15 protein-coding genes are annotated in these 14,538 nt (G+C 68.3%); 12 read left to right on the top strand and 3 right to left on the bottom strand.

Features of this window, described 5'->3' with window-relative positions; genetic code table 11:
- Positions 1 to 77 precede the first annotated feature (77 nt).
- The 5 genes from tuf (at position 78) to A5775_RS04930 (ending at position 5,366) form a co-directional block, all read left to right on the top strand.
- Positions 78 to 1,268, top strand: a complete 1,191-nt coding sequence (gene tuf / locus A5775_RS04950; protein ID WP_067248450.1) for an elongation factor Tu — start codon at positions 78 to 80, stop codon at positions 1,266 to 1,268.
- A 181-nt stretch (positions 1,269 to 1,449) separates the two neighbouring features.
- Positions 1,450 to 2,196 carry a PE family protein gene (locus tag A5775_RS26105; protein ID WP_197512358.1) on the top strand — a complete coding sequence of 249 codons (747 nt, stop codon included), beginning with the start codon at positions 1,450 to 1,452 and terminating at the stop codon, positions 2,194 to 2,196.
- Between the two features lie 192 nt (positions 2,197 to 2,388).
- Positions 2,389 to 3,234, top strand: coding sequence for an SHOCT domain-containing protein (locus A5775_RS04940; RefSeq protein ID WP_067248446.1), 846 nt, complete (start codon positions 2,389 to 2,391; stop codon positions 3,232 to 3,234).
- Positions 3,235 to 3,325: 91 nt separating this feature from the next.
- Complete coding sequence (locus A5775_RS04935) at positions 3,326 to 4,153, top strand: mycofactocin-coupled SDR family oxidoreductase (RefSeq protein ID WP_067248444.1); 828 nt, start codon at positions 3,326 to 3,328, stop codon at positions 4,151 to 4,153.
- A gap of 25 nt (positions 4,154 to 4,178) precedes the next feature.
- A complete protein-coding gene (locus A5775_RS04930; RefSeq protein ID WP_067248442.1) occupies positions 4,179 to 5,366 on the top strand; it encodes an NAD(P)/FAD-dependent oxidoreductase in 1,188 nt (395 codons plus the stop codon).
- 22 nt (positions 5,367 to 5,388) lie between these two features.
- On the opposite strand, the gene A5775_RS04925 is transcribed toward A5775_RS04930, so the two are convergent.
- Entirely contained in the window at positions 5,389 to 6,216 is an 828-nt protein-coding gene (locus A5775_RS04925) for an inositol monophosphatase family protein (protein ID WP_067248439.1), read from the bottom strand.
- 536 nt (positions 6,217 to 6,752) lie between these two features.
- On the opposite strand from A5775_RS04925, the gene A5775_RS04920 reads away from it, so the two are divergent.
- On the top strand, positions 6,753 to 7,613 hold the full coding sequence (locus A5775_RS04920) for an aldo/keto reductase (protein ID WP_082952880.1): 861 nt from the start codon (positions 6,753 to 6,755) through the stop codon (positions 7,611 to 7,613).
- Between the two features lie 61 nt (positions 7,614 to 7,674).
- On the opposite strand, the gene A5775_RS04915 is transcribed toward A5775_RS04920, so the two are convergent.
- Entirely contained in the window at positions 7,675 to 8,718 is a 1,044-nt protein-coding gene (locus A5775_RS04915; RefSeq protein ID WP_067248437.1) for a DUF2332 domain-containing protein, read from the bottom strand.
- On the bottom strand, positions 8,715 to 9,308 hold the full coding sequence (gene mftR, locus A5775_RS04910) for a mycofactocin system transcriptional regulator (protein WP_067248967.1): 594 nt from the start codon (positions 9,306 to 9,308) through the stop codon (positions 8,715 to 8,717). Before mftR ends, A5775_RS04915 begins: the two co-directional genes overlap by 4 nt.
- Positions 9,309 to 9,410: 102 nt before the next feature.
- On the opposite strand from mftR, the gene mftA reads away from it, so the two are divergent.
- From mftA to mftF, 6 genes are all read left to right on the top strand, one after another.
- Positions 9,411 to 9,500 carry a mycofactocin precursor MftA gene (mftA, locus tag A5775_RS04905; protein ID WP_007773607.1) on the top strand — a complete coding sequence of 30 codons (90 nt, stop codon included), beginning with the start codon at positions 9,411 to 9,413 and terminating at the stop codon, positions 9,498 to 9,500.
- The gene (gene mftB / locus A5775_RS04900; protein WP_197512356.1) at positions 9,485 to 9,826 is read left to right on the top strand and encodes a mycofactocin biosynthesis chaperone MftB; all 342 of its coding nucleotides are present in this window, start codon (positions 9,485 to 9,487) and stop codon (positions 9,824 to 9,826) included. Before mftA ends, mftB begins: the two co-directional genes overlap by 16 nt.
- Complete coding sequence (gene mftC / locus A5775_RS04895) at positions 9,823 to 11,034, top strand: mycofactocin radical SAM maturase (protein ID WP_067248431.1); 1,212 nt, start codon at positions 9,823 to 9,825, stop codon at positions 11,032 to 11,034. The genes mftB and mftC overlap by 4 nt, the downstream gene beginning before the upstream one ends.
- Before the next feature lie 2 nt (positions 11,035 to 11,036).
- Positions 11,037 to 12,224, top strand: coding sequence for a pre-mycofactocin synthase MftD (gene mftD / locus A5775_RS04890; RefSeq protein WP_067248428.1), 1,188 nt, complete (start codon positions 11,037 to 11,039; stop codon positions 12,222 to 12,224).
- A 163-nt stretch (positions 12,225 to 12,387) separates the two neighbouring features.
- On the top strand, positions 12,388 to 13,119 hold the full coding sequence (gene mftE / locus A5775_RS04885; RefSeq protein ID WP_067248425.1) for a mycofactocin biosynthesis peptidyl-dipeptidase MftE: 732 nt from the start codon (positions 12,388 to 12,390) through the stop codon (positions 13,117 to 13,119).
- Positions 13,116 to 14,534, top strand: coding sequence for a mycofactocin biosynthesis glycosyltransferase MftF (gene mftF, locus A5775_RS04880; RefSeq protein ID WP_067248421.1), 1,419 nt, complete (start codon positions 13,116 to 13,118; stop codon positions 14,532 to 14,534). Before mftE ends, mftF begins: the two co-directional genes overlap by 4 nt.
- Positions 14,535 to 14,538: the final 4 nt, after the last annotated feature.

The raw sequence follows: 14,538 nt of genomic DNA, 5'->3' as shown, positions 1-14,538 counted from the left end.
GAAAGCCTGGGGCGCGGCACAACTGAAAACACCAACACTGCTTTAACAAGCACCAACTAGTCCAGGAGGACACAGAAGTGGCGAAGGCGAAGTTCGAGCGGACGAAGCCGCACGTCAACATCGGGACCATTGGTCACGTTGACCACGGCAAGACCACGCTGACCGCGGCTATCACCAAGGTTCTGCATGACAAGTACCCGGACCTGAACGAGTCCCGCGCGTTCGACCAGATCGACAACGCGCCCGAGGAGCGTCAGCGCGGTATCACCATCAACATCTCGCACGTGGAGTACCAGACCGACAAGCGTCACTACGCCCACGTCGACGCCCCGGGGCACGCCGACTACATCAAGAACATGATCACCGGCGCGGCCCAGATGGACGGTGCGATCCTGGTGGTCGCGGCCACCGACGGCCCGATGCCGCAGACCCGTGAGCACGTGCTGCTCGCCCGTCAGGTCGGCGTGCCCTACATCCTGGTCGCCCTCAACAAGGCCGACATGGTCGACGACGAGGAGCTGCTCGAGCTCGTCGAGATGGAGGTCCGCGAGCTGCTGGCCGCCCAGGAGTTCGACGAGGACGCCCCGGTGGTGCGGGTTTCCGCGCTCAAGGCGCTCGAGGGCGACGAGAAGTGGGTCAAGTCCGTTCAGGACCTGATGGAGGCCGTCGACGAGTCGATCCCGGACCCGGTCCGCGAGACCGAGAAGCCGTTCCTGATGCCGGTGGAGGACGTCTTCACCATCACCGGGCGTGGCACCGTGGTCACCGGTCGTGTCGAGCGCGGCGTGATCAACGTGAACGAGGAAGTCGAGATCGTCGGGATCAAGCCGACCAGCACCAAGACCACGGTCACCGGTGTGGAGATGTTCCGCAAGCTGCTCGACCAGGGTCAGGCCGGTGACAACGTCGGTCTGCTGCTGCGCGGTATCAAGCGTGAGGACGTCGAGCGGGGTCAGGTCGTCGTGAAGCCCGGCACCACCACGCCGCACACCGAGTTCGAGGGCAGCGTCTACATCCTGTCCAAGGACGAGGGCGGTCGGCACACGCCGTTCTTCAACAACTACCGTCCGCAGTTCTACTTCCGCACCACGGATGTGACCGGTGTGGTGACGCTGCCGGAGGGCACCGAGATGGTGATGCCCGGTGACAACACCAACATCTCGGTGAAGCTGATCCAGCCCGTCGCCATGGACGACGGTCTGCGGTTCGCGATCCGCGAGGGTGGCCGCACCGTCGGCGCCGGCCGGGTCGTCAAGATCATCAAGTAGTTCGCTACTGAGTCAGTACTGAGTCCGTTCAAGGCCCGGATTGCCACTCGGCAATCCGGGCCTTGTCCGCTGCGCGCATCGCCGGACCGGATCAGGGCGCTGAAATGATGCGGGCGCGGCGCGGCCTGGACTAGGATTTTGCGCATAGTTCGGTGACCGTAGGCGTGGCGGGGAGGTGCCGGTGTCGTTCGTTCAAACGACTCCCGAATTCGTTGCGGCTGCCGCGACGGATCTAGCCCGGATCGGGTCGACGATCACCTCCGCCAACACGGCGGCGTTGGGGCCGACGTCGGGCGTGCTCGCCCCCGGCGCCGACGAGGTGTCGGCGAGTATCGCCGCCCTGTTCGACGCCCACTCCCAGGTCTATCAGGCGCTCAGCGCTCAGGCGGCCGCCTTCCATAGCCAATTCGTGCAGCTGATGAACGGCGGCGCGATGCAGTACGCCGTCACCGAGGCGGCCAACGCCACGCCCCTGCAGACCGCGGCGGCGCCCGCGTCGATGGCCGCGCAGGTACCGACGATGACGGCCGGGGCCATGGGCGCCTCCGCGCCGACCGCGCCCGCGGGGCCCCTGGCGGCGGCGGTGACGGCGGCGGCGGCCGCCGCGGCACCTGCACCGGCCGGTACCCCGGTCGCCGCGGCGCCGGCGGGAGCCACCCTGGCCTCGGCCACCGCACCGGCGGGGCCGGCGCGGGTGGCGCCGCCGGCCTACACACCGGCCGGTTCCCCGGCGACCGTCCAGCCCACGGCGTCGGCACCGCCGACCAGCGCGGCCGCACCCATGCAGGCGGAGGTGGCGCCGCAGGCCTCTCCCGCCACGACGCTGCCGGTATCGCCGCGCACGGCGCCGCACTCGCCGACGGCGTCACAGTCGGCTGCGCCGCCCGTGCGCCGGATACCGATCATGCCGCCCGATCCGCCAGCTTGATGGCGGCGGCCCGCTGCGCCCGGCTCGACGATGCGGCGGCCCGCTGCGCCCGGCTACGCCGCGCTTGCGACCGCGGGGGCCGCGTTTGCGACCGCCGCTAAGCGGCTGAAATCGGTTTGCGCGTATCGCGTTCGCGGGGCCACTCCGAACGCTAATCTGACACGAAATCCCCAGCAAGCCGAGGAGGGGCAAGTGTTAGCGCGCTACCTGAAGGCACAGTTGGTCGTTTTGCTGTGCGGCGGCCTCGTCGGGCCGATTTTCTTGGTCGTGTACTTCGTCATGGGTCTCGACAGCCTGCTGCAGTGGATGTTCTACGTCGGCCTGCTGATCACCGCGGCCGACGTGCTGGTCGCGCTCGCACTGGCCAATTATGGCGCCAAGTCGTCGGCGAAGGCGGCCGCGCTCGAGCAGAGCGGCGTGCTGGCGCTCGCGCAGATCACCGGCATCACCGAAACGGGGACGTGGGTCAACAACCAACAGGTCGTCAAGGTGCACCTGCACATCGCCGGCCCCGGATTCCTGCCGTTCGACAGCGAAGACCGCGTGATCGCCAGCGTTACCCGGCTCGGCAACCTCAACGCCCGCAAGGTGGTGGTCCTGGTCAACCCCACCACCAATGAGTACCGGATCGACTGGGAGCGAAGCGCTTTGGTCAACGGTCTGGTGCCCGCGCAGTTCACGGTGGCCGAGGACAACCGGACCTACGACCTGAGCGGACAGGCGGGCCCCCTGATGGAGATCCTGCAGGTCCTCAAGGCCAACAACGTTCCGCTCGACCGGATGGTCGATATCCGGTCGAACCCGGCGCTGCGCGGCCAGATTCAGGCGGTGGTGCGCCGCGCGGCCGAGCAACAGACGCCGGCCGCCCAACCGGGGGCCGGCGTCCAGTCGGGGGCGGCAGCTCCGGCGGCGGTCGTCACGCCACCCGAACCGTCGATCGCCGCGCGGCTGCAGGAGCTGAGCGATCTGCACGCCAGTGGCGCGCTGACCGAGCAGGAATACAACAGCCGGCGCGCGCAGATCATCTCCGAAATCTGAGGGCTCGTCCGGCCACCGACGGGCGAATTAGAACACGTTTCAGTTTCGCTGCTAGCCTGGCTTGATCTATCGGCGGTCGAAGGGGTTACACGTGGCTGGACAGGCCGGATCACTGCAGGGACGGGTGGCATTCATCACCGGGGCGGCCCGCGGGCAGGGGCGGTCGCACGCGGTGCGGCTGGCCTCCGAGGGCGCCGACATCATCGCGCTGGACATCTGCGGGCCGGCGTCCGCGAGTGTGACCTATCCGCCCGCCACCCGCGATGACCTCGACGAGACCGCACGTTTGGTGGAAGGCCAGGGACGCAAGATCCTGGCCCGCGAGGTCGACGTCCGCGACGACGCCGCGCTGCGCGAGTTGGTGGCCGACGGGATGGAGCAGTTCGGCCGGCTCGACATCGTGGTGGCCAACGCCGGAGTGCTGAGCTGGGGCCGCATTTGGGAGCTCACCGATGAGCAGTGGGACGCGGTCATCGACGTCAACCTGACCGGCACCTGGCGCACGCTGCGCGCCACCGTGCCCGCGATGATCGAGGCGGGCAACGGCGGTTCCATCGTGGTCGTCAGCTCGTCGGCGGGACTCAAGGCCACGCCGGGCAACGGCCACTACTCGGCGAGCAAACACGGGCTCACCGCGTTGACCAACACGCTCGCGATCGAGCTCGGCGAATACGGCATCCGGGTCAACTCGATCCATCCGTACTCGGTCGAGACCCCGATGATCGAGCCGGAAGCGATGATGGAGATATTTGCCAGGCATCCCAGCTTCGTGCACAGCTTCCCCCCAATGCCGGTGCAGCCCAACGGTTTCATGGCGGCCGACGAAGTCGCCCACGTCGTGGCATGGCTCGCCGGCGACGGGTCGGGCACGCTCACCGGCACGCAGATCCCCGTGGATAAGGGTGCCCTTAAGTACTGACCGGCCATCGTGCTAAGAACTCCACGTGAGTAGTGACGAAAGCGCCACCAACGGAATCGTGATCGTCGGAGGCGGATTGGCCGCCGCCCGCACCGCCGAGCAGCTGCGCAAATCGGAGTACTCGGGGCCCATCACGATCGTCAGCGACGAGGTTCACCTGCCGTATGACCGCCCGCCGCTGTCGAAAGAGGTGCTGCGCAAAGAGGTCGACGACACCGCGCTCAAACCGCGCGAGTGGTACGACGAGAACGGCATCACCCTGCGCCTCGGGGCTGCCGCCCGCAGTCTGGACACCGCGGTGCAGACGGTGACGCTCGACGACGGGACGACACTGCGCTACGACGAACTTGTCATCGCCACGGGACTCCGACCGCGACGCATCCCGGCGATTCCCGATCTGGAGGGCATCCGGGTGCTGCGATCGTTCGACGAGTGCCTGGCGCTACGCGAGCACGCGTCGGCGGCGCGGCGCGCGGTCGTCATCGGCGCCGGTTTCATCGGCTGCGAGGTGGCGGCCAGCCTGCGCAGCCTGGGCGTGGAGGTGGTGCTGGTGGAGCCCCAGCCGACCCCACTGGCCGCGGTGCTCGGCGAGCAGATCGGCGAGCTGGTGGCCCGGCTGCACCGCGCCGAAGGCGTCGACGTGCGCCTCGGCGTCGGGGTGGCGGAGGTGCGCGGTGACACGCGCGTCGAGGCGGTGGTGCTGAGCGACGGCACCGAGCTGACGGCCGACCTGGTGGTGGTCGGCATCGGGTCGCGCCCGGCGACCGAATGGCTCGAGGGCAGCGGCGTCACCGTCGACAACGGCGTCATCTGCGATCAGGCGGGACGCACCAGCGCGCCGAACGTGTGGGCGCTCGGCGATGTCGCGTCCTGGCGGGACGCGACGGGACATCAAGGGCGCGTGGAACATTGGAGCAATGTCGCCGACCAGGCCCGCGCCGTGGTGCCCGCGATGCTGGGGCAGGACGTTCCCCCGGTGGTGGTCGTCCCCTACTTCTGGAGCGACCAGTACGACGTCAAGATCCAGTGCCTGGGCGAGCCGGAGGCCGGCGACATCGTCCACGTCGTCGAGGACGACGGCCGCAAGTTCCTGGCCTACTACGAACGCGACGGCGCCCTGGTCGGAGTGGTCGGCGGCGGGATGCCCGGCAAGGTCATGAAGGTCCGCGCCAAGATCGCCGCGGCCGTGCCGATCGCCGAAATGCTGAGCTGACCGCCTATTCGGCTGTCCTGCCTCAGCCGACGGCGGCCGCGTACCGGTCGCCCGAGACCTCGCTGTTCCGGATGACCGTGGCGAGCTGCTCGGCGATGCCGGGCGCGCTGATGACGGTCGACGCGGACTTGTGGGTGTGCGGATTGCCCTGCGCATCGGTGAGCAGCGCCCCCGCTTCGCGGGCGATCAGCGTCCCCGCCGCGGTGTCCCAGGGCTTGTTGGACATCATCACGCACGCGTCCAGGGCGCCCTCGGCGACGAAGGCGAGGTCCAGCGTCGCCGCCCCGATCATGCGGATGCGCTCGACGCGGGGCACCAGCTCAGCGGTCAGCGCCAGCCGCTGCTGATTCAGCCTGCCGGCGTCGTGGCCGACGGCGTAGTCGCCGAGGGACACGATGGCCCCGCTGAGGCTGTCGGCGGCGCTGGCGGTGATCCGCCGGCCGCCCAGGAACGCGCCCTTGCCGTCGATGGCGTGGTAGGTCTTGCCGAGCAGAGGAGCGTGGGTGACGGCGACGACGGTGCGGCCACCGCGGAGCAGGGCCAGCGATACCGCGCACAGCGGAAGCCCGTGGACGAAGTTCGATGTTCCGTCGATGGGGTCGAGCACCCAGAGCCACTCAGACGTTTCGATGTCCGGCTGTTCCTCGGACTCTTCGGCCAGTAATGCGATGTCAGGCGTGGTTTGGGCCAGGTAGTCGGCGATGTCGCGCTGGATCGCGAGATCGATGTCGGTTACCAGGTCGCGGTCGCCCTTGTGCTGCACCGAACTCGGCTGCGATTTCTTGAGCGTGGTGGCACCGATTTGCGTTGCTTGCCAGGCAATTTCGAAAAGCTCTTGCATTGTCTTCATGGGAAGGATTTGCCTCGCTTCCGGTGTTGGCGTGCGTTCGGCGCTTTTTGAGCATAAGGGGTAAGCGATTTCGCGTCACATGCACCCCGGTGGGTCGCATGTCGATCGAAAACGCTTAGACCTCAATATTTCCGGCGCAGGACCACCGTCTTCCTGGGGTTTTAGCCACGAATTGGACATGCCGCACAAGCCAATTCGATGGTGATGCACATCACCCGACGTGAATGTTTTGAAGCCCGCGATGGCGGGCACCGCGAGGCGCCTGTAGTAGGTGTCACAAAATTGCCAGCAGGGCGATGCCAAACCTATTGTGCTGGAAAAGCGTAACTCGGATCCCCGATGATTTTTGCTGCGACGACCGTGCTCGTCGATTCCGGTGCATCGGTTGCCGAGCTCCGTTACTGTCGCCAAGCGAACGATGTTGGGCCATTGCGCAATGCAATGGGTTGGCTTAAACGGCTCGGCTTAACGGCTGCCACTGAATCGTTCTAACCCAGATAACCCAGCACCCAACTTGGCAGGCAGGTGATTGACAAGTGACAGTGATTGATGAGATATACAGCGCTCCCAGCGCGATTCCGACCGTCGCCCTCAACGACGAGGCGAAGATGCCCGTACTTGGCTTGGGGGTAGCCAAGTTGTCCGATGTGGAAACGGAAAGCTCGGTACTCGCGGCCCTGGAGGCTGGCTGCCGCCTCATCGACACCGCTGCCTCCTACGGAAACGAAGAAGCCGTCGGGCGTGCGATAGCCGCGTCGGGCATCCCGCGTGAGGAGTTGTTCGTCGCCACGAAGCTGGGTACCTCGAGGCAGGGCTTCCACAGCGCCCAGGAGTCATGCAAGGAGAGCCTGGACCGACTTGGGCTGGACTACCTCGACCTCTACCTGATCCACTGGCCGGCGCCGAAGCTGGGCAAGTACGTGGAGAGCTTCGAGGGCATGAAGATCGCCCGCGACGAGGGGCACGTCCGCTCGATCGGCGTCTGCAACTTCACCGAGGAACTGCTGGCGAACGTCATCGAGGAGACCGCCGAGGTGCCCGCGGTGAACCAGGTCGAGCTGCACCCGCGCCTCAACCAGGCCGAGCTGCGCCAGGCGCACGCCCAACACGACGTCACCACGCAGTCCTACAGCCCGCTGGGCGTCGGCAAGATGCTCGAGGACCCGACCGTGACGACGATCGCCGCCGAGTACGGCCGCACGCCGGCGCAGGTGCTGGTCCGCTGGAACCTGCAGTTGGACAACGTGGTCGTCTCGCGGTCGTCCAAGCCCGCGCGCGTCGCCCAGAACCTGGACGTGTTCGACTTCACCCTGGAGCCCGAGCACATGGAGGCCATCGACGGATTGCATGACGGCACGCGAGTGCTGCACGACCCGATGACCTTCATGGGAACCTAGTACGCGCTACGTCTACGCAACCGAATTGCCGGACATGGTCCGGCAATTCGGCTGCGTGGAGTCAATGCCAATGCACCGGCGGGCCGTGCGGGTGGCATTCGCCCAGAACGCGCGAATCACCGTCGGGCCAGCTGCGAGCGCGCACCTCGAACCTGATCGATGCGTCGGGACCAGAGCGTGCGGGCTCCATCGTCAGGTGGGCGAACGGTGAGCGCGTATCCGCGCGTGCGGCCAGTGCGTCCACATGGGCGCGCACCGCGTCGCGTTCGTCGGCGGACAGGTATTGCCAGGTGATCGAATGCCACAGGACGGTCAGCGTGCCGTCGGCCAGCTGCAGGCCGGCCACCGCGGTGGCCGCCGTCTGGCGCTCGAGTGCGGCCGGGACCCGGCGCGCGACCTCGATGGCCCCGCGCAGTCGTGCCAGGCGCGCGTCCTGGTCGGGCCAGACGTAGCTGAGCACGGTTATCTCCCCGTCCGTGCCGGCGACGTCGATGGGCGCGATGTCGTACCCCCGCCGCTCGACGATCCGCACCCCGCGCCCGGGCGGCAGCGCGCCGCGCCACGCGTCATCGATGGTCACCGGCGAGTCGGCCGGTCCCCACTGGCTCCCGGCGAAGCGGTAGCGGTACTGATCCGCTCGCAGGTTCAGTCCAGCGCTGGATCCGATCTCGAAAAGCCGTATGGGCAAAGCGGATTGATCGAGGTGCAGCAATCCGCCGATCAGTGCGGCCGATCGCCCGACCTCATTGGTCTGCGGTGGTTGCCCCAATGCCGCGCGCAGCGCATCAATGTGGCCGGCCGCGGTGTCGCGGATTTCCGGCCAGGCCGATCCCGCGTCCCAGGTCCCGCCGGTGCTGGGGTACCAGCGGCGCAATCGCGCCGCCCGGCCGTCGAGCACCAGCCGGTGCAGCCCGCCGAGCAGCCGAAGCGGGACCGCGTCGCGCGACGGAGCGTCCCGGTGCCCGGACAGGATGGTGGCGAACACGCCGCCGGCGTCGACGTCGCCGGCCACCAGCTCGAACAGCTCGCCATACATCGCGGAGCCCGACGAGGCACAGAACCTGCCCTGGGCTCGCAGTGTGTGCACCAGGTGCTCGACGCTCAATTGTCCAGCCCGTTCAGCCCGGCGCCGACGACGTCGAAGGCATTGCCCAGGGCGACCGGCAACGGGACGGACTCATCGCTGAGCCAGTGTTCGTAGGCCGACAGCGCGACCCCCAGCATCGTCCAGGCGGCGGTCTGGGGGAGCAAATCGGTTGTCTTGCAATCGCAACGGCGCGCCACGAACCCGGCGATCACCTCGCGCCAGCCGGCGTACATCGTCATCGAATACGCTTGCAGCTCAGCGGTTTGCAGGATCACCCGCATGCGCCTGCGGTGCCGGGCGGTCTCCGATTCGTCAAACGTGTTGAACGCCAACAACGCAGCACGCAGTGCATCGCCCACGCCCACCCTGGCATCCACGTTGTCGAGCAGGTCCCGTAGATGGGCGAGGTGGGTGTCGAAATCGCCCCAGGGGATGGCGTTCTTGGATGCGTAATAGCGAAACAGCGTGCGGCGGGAGATGCCGGCGGCCTGGGCGACGTCATCGACGCTCACGTCGGCGAAGCCGCGGGCGGTGAACAGGTCGATGGCGACATCGGTGATCTGGCCCGGCGTGGTCGAACGGCGCCTGCCCACCCGCGGCTGCGGCATCTTCGGACCCCGCCCTTCCATTTCGGCACTCGATGCCATATTCTGGCGGCGAGTGTGACTCAGACCCCATCGTTGTCAAGACCCGACGAAAGGCAAGGCCCCGTGGACCACGAGACCGAAACTGACACCCAACTCGTCACCGAGACCCTGGTCGAAGAGGTGTCCATCGACGGCATGTGCGGGGTCTACTGACCGTGCCCGCGCCCGCGCAGGCTCGCGCGGCTCGCCCCGCCGGCGACACCGTGTTCGATCCTGATCGCGGCTGGCGACTGCACCCGCAGGTGGCGGTGCGGCCGGAACCGTTCGGCGCGCTGCTGTATCACTTCGGCACGCGCAAGCTGTCGTTCCTGAAGAACCGCACCATCCTCACGGTGGTGCAATCGCTGGCCGACCACCCCGATGTCCGCGCCGCCTGCCGCGCGGCCGGCGTCGGCGACGCCGGGCAGGGCCCCTACCTGCACGCGTTGGGTGTGCTCGTCGACTCCAACATGCTGGTGCCCCGGGATGACCATCAATGACCGCACCGCCCCAAGCCGCCGTACCGCGGCTGATCGAGCAGTTCGAGCACGGGCTCGACGCGCCCATCTGCCTCACCTGGGAGCTCACCTACGCCTGCAACCTGGCTTGCGTGCACTGCCTCTCGTCGTCGGGCAAGCGGGACCCGCGGGAGCTGTCCACCCGTCAGTGCATGGACATCATCGATGAGCTGGAACGCATGCAGGTGTTCTACGTCAACATCGGTGGTGGGGAACCCACTGTGCGGCCGGACTTTTGGGAACTCGTGGACTACGCGACCGCCCACCACGTCGGCGTGAAGTTCTCCACCAACGGCGTCCGGATCACGCCCGAGGTTGCCGAGCGGTTGGCGGCCAGCGACTACGTCGACGTGCAGATCTCGCTGGACGGGGCCACCGCCGAGATCAACGACGCCGTGCGCGGGCCCGGGTCGTTCGACATGGCGGTACGTGCGCTGGAGAATCTGGCCGACGCCGGCTTCAAAGACGCCAAGATCTCCGTGGTCGTCACCCGGCACAACGTCGACCAGCTCGACGAATTCGCCGCGCTGGCAAGCCATTACGGTGCCACGCTGCGGATCACCCGGCTACGCCCCTCCGGGCGTGGCGCCGACGTCTGGGAAGAGCTGCACCCCACCGCAGACCAACAGGTCCAGTTGTATGACTGGCTGGTCGCCAAGGGTGAGCGGGTGCTCACCGGCGACTCCTTCTTTCACCTGGCCCCGCTCGGCCAGTCCGGCGCGCTGGCCGGCCTGAACATGTGCGGGGCGGGCCGCGTCGTGTGCCTGATCGACCCGGTGGGCGACGTGTACGCCTGCCCGTTCGCCATCCACGACCGCTTCCTGGCCGGAAACGTGGTCTCGGACGGTGGTTTTGACAATGTCTGGAAAAACGCCCCGCTGTTCCGCGAGCTGCGCGAGCCGCAGTCGGCGGGCGCCTGCGGCAGCTGCGGGCACTACGACAGCTGCCGGGGCGGGTGCATGGCCGCCAAATTCTTCACCGGGCTGCCGTTGGACGGGCCGGACCCCGAATGCGTCCAGGGCCACAGCGCGTCGGCGCTGGAACACGACCGCGAGACGCCGCGCCCCCGGGCCGACCACTCCCGCGGGAAGCGGATCCGTCAACCGGTGCCGCTGACGCTGTCGCTGCGCCCGCCGACGGTCACGCCGGCGACGCCACCGGCGCGCATGTGTGATGAAAGCCCGGTGTGACAATGGCCGACAAATGGTTTGAAACCGTCGCCATCGCGCAGCAACGCGCCAAGCGGCGGTTGCCGAAGTCAGCCTATTCATCGTTGATTTCGGCCAGCGAAAAGGGGATCACCGTCTCCGACAACGTCGAAGCATTCGGCGAACTCGGCTTCGCTCCCCATGTCGTCGGCGCGCCGGCTAAGCGCGACATGGCGACCAGCGTTATGGGGCAGGACATTTCGATGCCGGTCCTGATCTCACCGACCGGCGTGCAAGCGGTGCACCCCGACGGTGAGGTGGCCGTCGCGCGGGCCGCCGCCGCCCGCGGCATCGCCATGGGCCTGTCCTCGTTCGCCAGCAAGCCGATCGAAGAGGTCATCGCGGCGAACCCCAAGTTGTTCTTCCAGGTGTACTGGCTGGGTAACCGCGACGCGATCGCCGCACGGGTCGAGCGCGCCCGGGCGGCCGGGGCGATGGGCCTGATCGTCACCACCGACTGGAGCTTCTCGCACGGCCGGGATTGGGGCAGCCCCTCGATCCCGGAAAAGATGGACTTCAAGACCATCCTCAAGATGAGCCCGGAGGTCATCACCAAGCCGCGGTGGTTTTTGCAGTGGGCGAAGACCATGCGGCCGCCCGAGCTGCGGGTGCCCAACCAGGGCCGCCGCGGCGAGCCCGGGCCCCCCTTCTTCGCGGCCTACGGCGAGTGGATGGGCACGCCGCCGCCGACCTGGGAAGACATCGCCTGGCTTCGCGAACTGTGGGGCGGCCCGTTCATGCTCAAGGGCGTGATCCGTGTCGACGATGCCAAAAGGGCTGTGGACGCGGGGGTTTCGGCGATCTCGGTGTCGAACCACGGCGGCAACAACCTGGACGGCACCCCGGCCTCGATCCGCGCCCTGCCCGCGATAGCCGCGGCCGTCGGCGATCAGGTCGAGGTGTTGCTCGACGGCGGCGTCCGGCGCGGCAGCGACGTCGTCAAGGCCGTGGCGCTGGGGGCGCGTGCGGTGATGGTCGGCCGGGCGTACCTGTGGGGCCTGGCCGCGGCGGGCCAACCGGGCGTGGAGAACGTCCTCGACATCTTGCGCGGCGGCATCGACTCGGCGCTGATGGGTCTGGGGCATTCCTCGATTCACGACCTGCGACCCGGCGACATCCTGGTGCCACCCGGTTTCACGCGGGCGCTGGGCGTGCCGTCGACCGGCGGATAACGTAAGCCGGGCTATCCAGGGCGGCTTTGTCGGATTTATTTGACGGGCTCGGAAATGGTGGTACGGGCGGGGTACCCGTGACGAACGAGCCGACGATTCGAATGCCCGATGAACGGCGCGGAAAAAAACTTTTATTCAAGCTTCAAGAATTGGTGCACGCCAGGTGAATTCGTCCTACCATCACCGAGTGCCCGTACCCGGCGAATTAGGAGCAGCGACGTCGAGCCAGCTGTCCGGGATGTCGCCGTCGGTCATGGTTCCACTGGGGTCGACCGAGCAACACGGGCCGCACCTGCCGCTGGATACCGACACCCGGATCGCCGCGGCGGTCGCCGGCGGGGTTCGGGCCCGCCTCGGCGACGGGTGGCTGGTGGCGCCGGCCATCGCCTACGGCGCGAGCGGCGAGCACCAGAGTTTCGCGGGGACGATCTCGCTCGGTACCGAGGCGCTGACGCTGCTGCTGGTCGAGTACGGCAGGTCGGCGGCCGCGTGGGCCCGGCGCCTCGTCTTCGTCAACGGCCACGGCGGCAACGTCCCCGCGCTGAATGCGGCGGTGGCCAGACTGCGCGCCGAGGGCCGCGACGCCGGATGGTGCCCCTGTGTTGCCGCCGGCGCTGACGCCCACGCCGGTCATACCGAAACATCGGTGTTGCTGCATATCTCGCCGGCCGACGTTCGTACCGACCGATGGCTCGCCGGCAACACCGCCCCCTTGCCGGAGTTGCTCGGGTCGATGCGCCGCGGCGGAGTCGCGGCGGTCAGCCCCCTCGGTGTGCTGGGCGACCCGACCACCGCCACCGCCGCCGAGGGCGAGCGCATCTTCACCGAGATGGTCGACGGGTGCGTCCGCCGCATCGCCCGGTGGGGGCCCGGCCCCGACGGGATGCTGGCATGACCGCGCCGGCGCCCCGGCTGCCCGACGGGTTCGCCGTCCAGGTCGATCGCCGCGTGCGGGTCCTCGGCGACGGCTCGGCCCTGCTCGGCGGTTCGCCGACCCGGCTGCTCAAGCTGGCCCCGGCCGCACAGGACATGCTCTGCGACGGCCGGCTGAAGGTGCGCGACGACGTCAGCGCCCAGCTCGCCCGCACCCTGCTGGACGCCACGGTGGCCCATCCCCGGCCGGCGGGCGGCCCGTCGCACCACGACGTCACCGTGGTGATTCCGGTGCGGAACAACCTTTCTGGCGTGCGGCGCCTGGTGAGCGCGCTGCGCGGCCTGCGCGTCGTCGTGGTCGACGACGGCTCGTTCCACCCGGTCGAGCCGCAGGACTTCGTGGGCGCGCACTGCGACATCGAGGTGTTGCGCCACCATCGCAGCAAGGGCCCGGGGGCCGCCCGCAACAGCGGGCTGGCGGCCTGCCGGACGGACTTCGTCGCGTTCCTGGATTCCGACGTCGCGCCGCGCCGGGGCTGGCTGGAAGCCCTGCTCGGTCACTTCTGCGATCCCACCGTTGGCCTGGTCGCGCCGCGCATCGTCGGCCTGTCGCACAGCGAGAACGTGGTGGCGCGCTACGAGGCGGTGCACTCCTCGCTCGACCTCGGTGAACGCGAAGCGCCGGTGTTGCCCCACAGCACGGTGTCCTACGTCCCCAGCGCGGCGATCATCTGCCGGTGCTCGGCCATCCGGGAGGTCGGCGGGTTCGACGAGACCTTGCAGTCCGGCGAGGACGTCGACCTGTGCTGGCGGCTGATCGAGTCGGGTGCCCGGCTGCGTTACGAGCCGATCGCGCTGGTCGCCCACGACCACCGCACCGAACTACGGGATTGGCTTGCGCGCAAAGCGTTTTACGGCGGCTCGGCGGCTCCGCTGTCGGTGCGCCACCCGGACAAGACCGCGCCGGTGGTGATCTCCGGCTGGGCGCTGATGACGTGGATTCTGATGGCATTCGGGTCCACGCTGTCGCGGCTGGCGTCCATCCTGCTGGCTGTCCTGACGGGCCGGCGCATCGCGCGGGCGATGCGCAGCGCCGAGACGTCGATGACCGATGTCGCGGCGATCGCGGGCCGCGGCCTGTGGTCGGCGGCGCTGCAGCTGGCGTCGGCCCTGTGCCGGCACTATTGGCCGCTGGCGTTGGTGGCCGCGACCATGTCGCGCCATTTCCGGCGGGTGGTGGTGGTCGCTGCCGTCATGGACGGCGTGGTCGACTGGCTTCGCCGCCGCGACGCCATCGGTGACGATGTCGAACCGATCGGACTGCCGACCTATCTGGTGCTCAAGCGCGTCGACGACCTGGCGTACGGCCTCGGGTTGTGGTGGGGTGTGCTGCGGGAGCGCAATGTGCGCGCCCTGAAACCCCAGATCCGGAGTTAGCCAC

The organism is Mycobacterium sp. 852002-10029_SCH5224772 (assembly GCF_001667315.1).
GTDB lineage: Bacteria > Actinomycetota > Actinomycetes > Mycobacteriales > Mycobacteriaceae > Mycobacterium.
The sequence above is the reverse complement of the archived record's forward strand: the minus strand, read 5'-3'. Positions and strand labels throughout refer to the sequence as shown.

What these genes read in the sequence shown, in the direction of transcription:
- A5775_RS04925 (WP_067248439.1), bottom strand. Translation starts at nt 6,216, where the DNA reads ATGAAGACAATGCAAGAGCTTTTCGAAATTGCCTGGCAAGCAACGCAA.
- mftR (WP_067248967.1), bottom strand. Translation starts at nt 9,308, where the DNA reads ATGCCGCAGCCGCGGGTGGGCAGGCGCCGTTCGACCACGCCGGGCCAG.
- mftC (WP_067248431.1), top strand. Translation starts at nt 9,823, where the DNA reads ATGACCGCACCGCCCCAAGCCGCCGTACCGCGGCTGATCGAGCAGTTC.
- mftD (WP_067248428.1), top strand. Translation starts at nt 11,037, where the DNA reads ATGGCCGACAAATGGTTTGAAACCGTCGCCATCGCGCAGCAACGCGCC.
- mftF (WP_067248421.1), top strand. Translation starts at nt 13,116, where the DNA reads ATGACCGCGCCGGCGCCCCGGCTGCCCGACGGGTTCGCCGTCCAGGTC.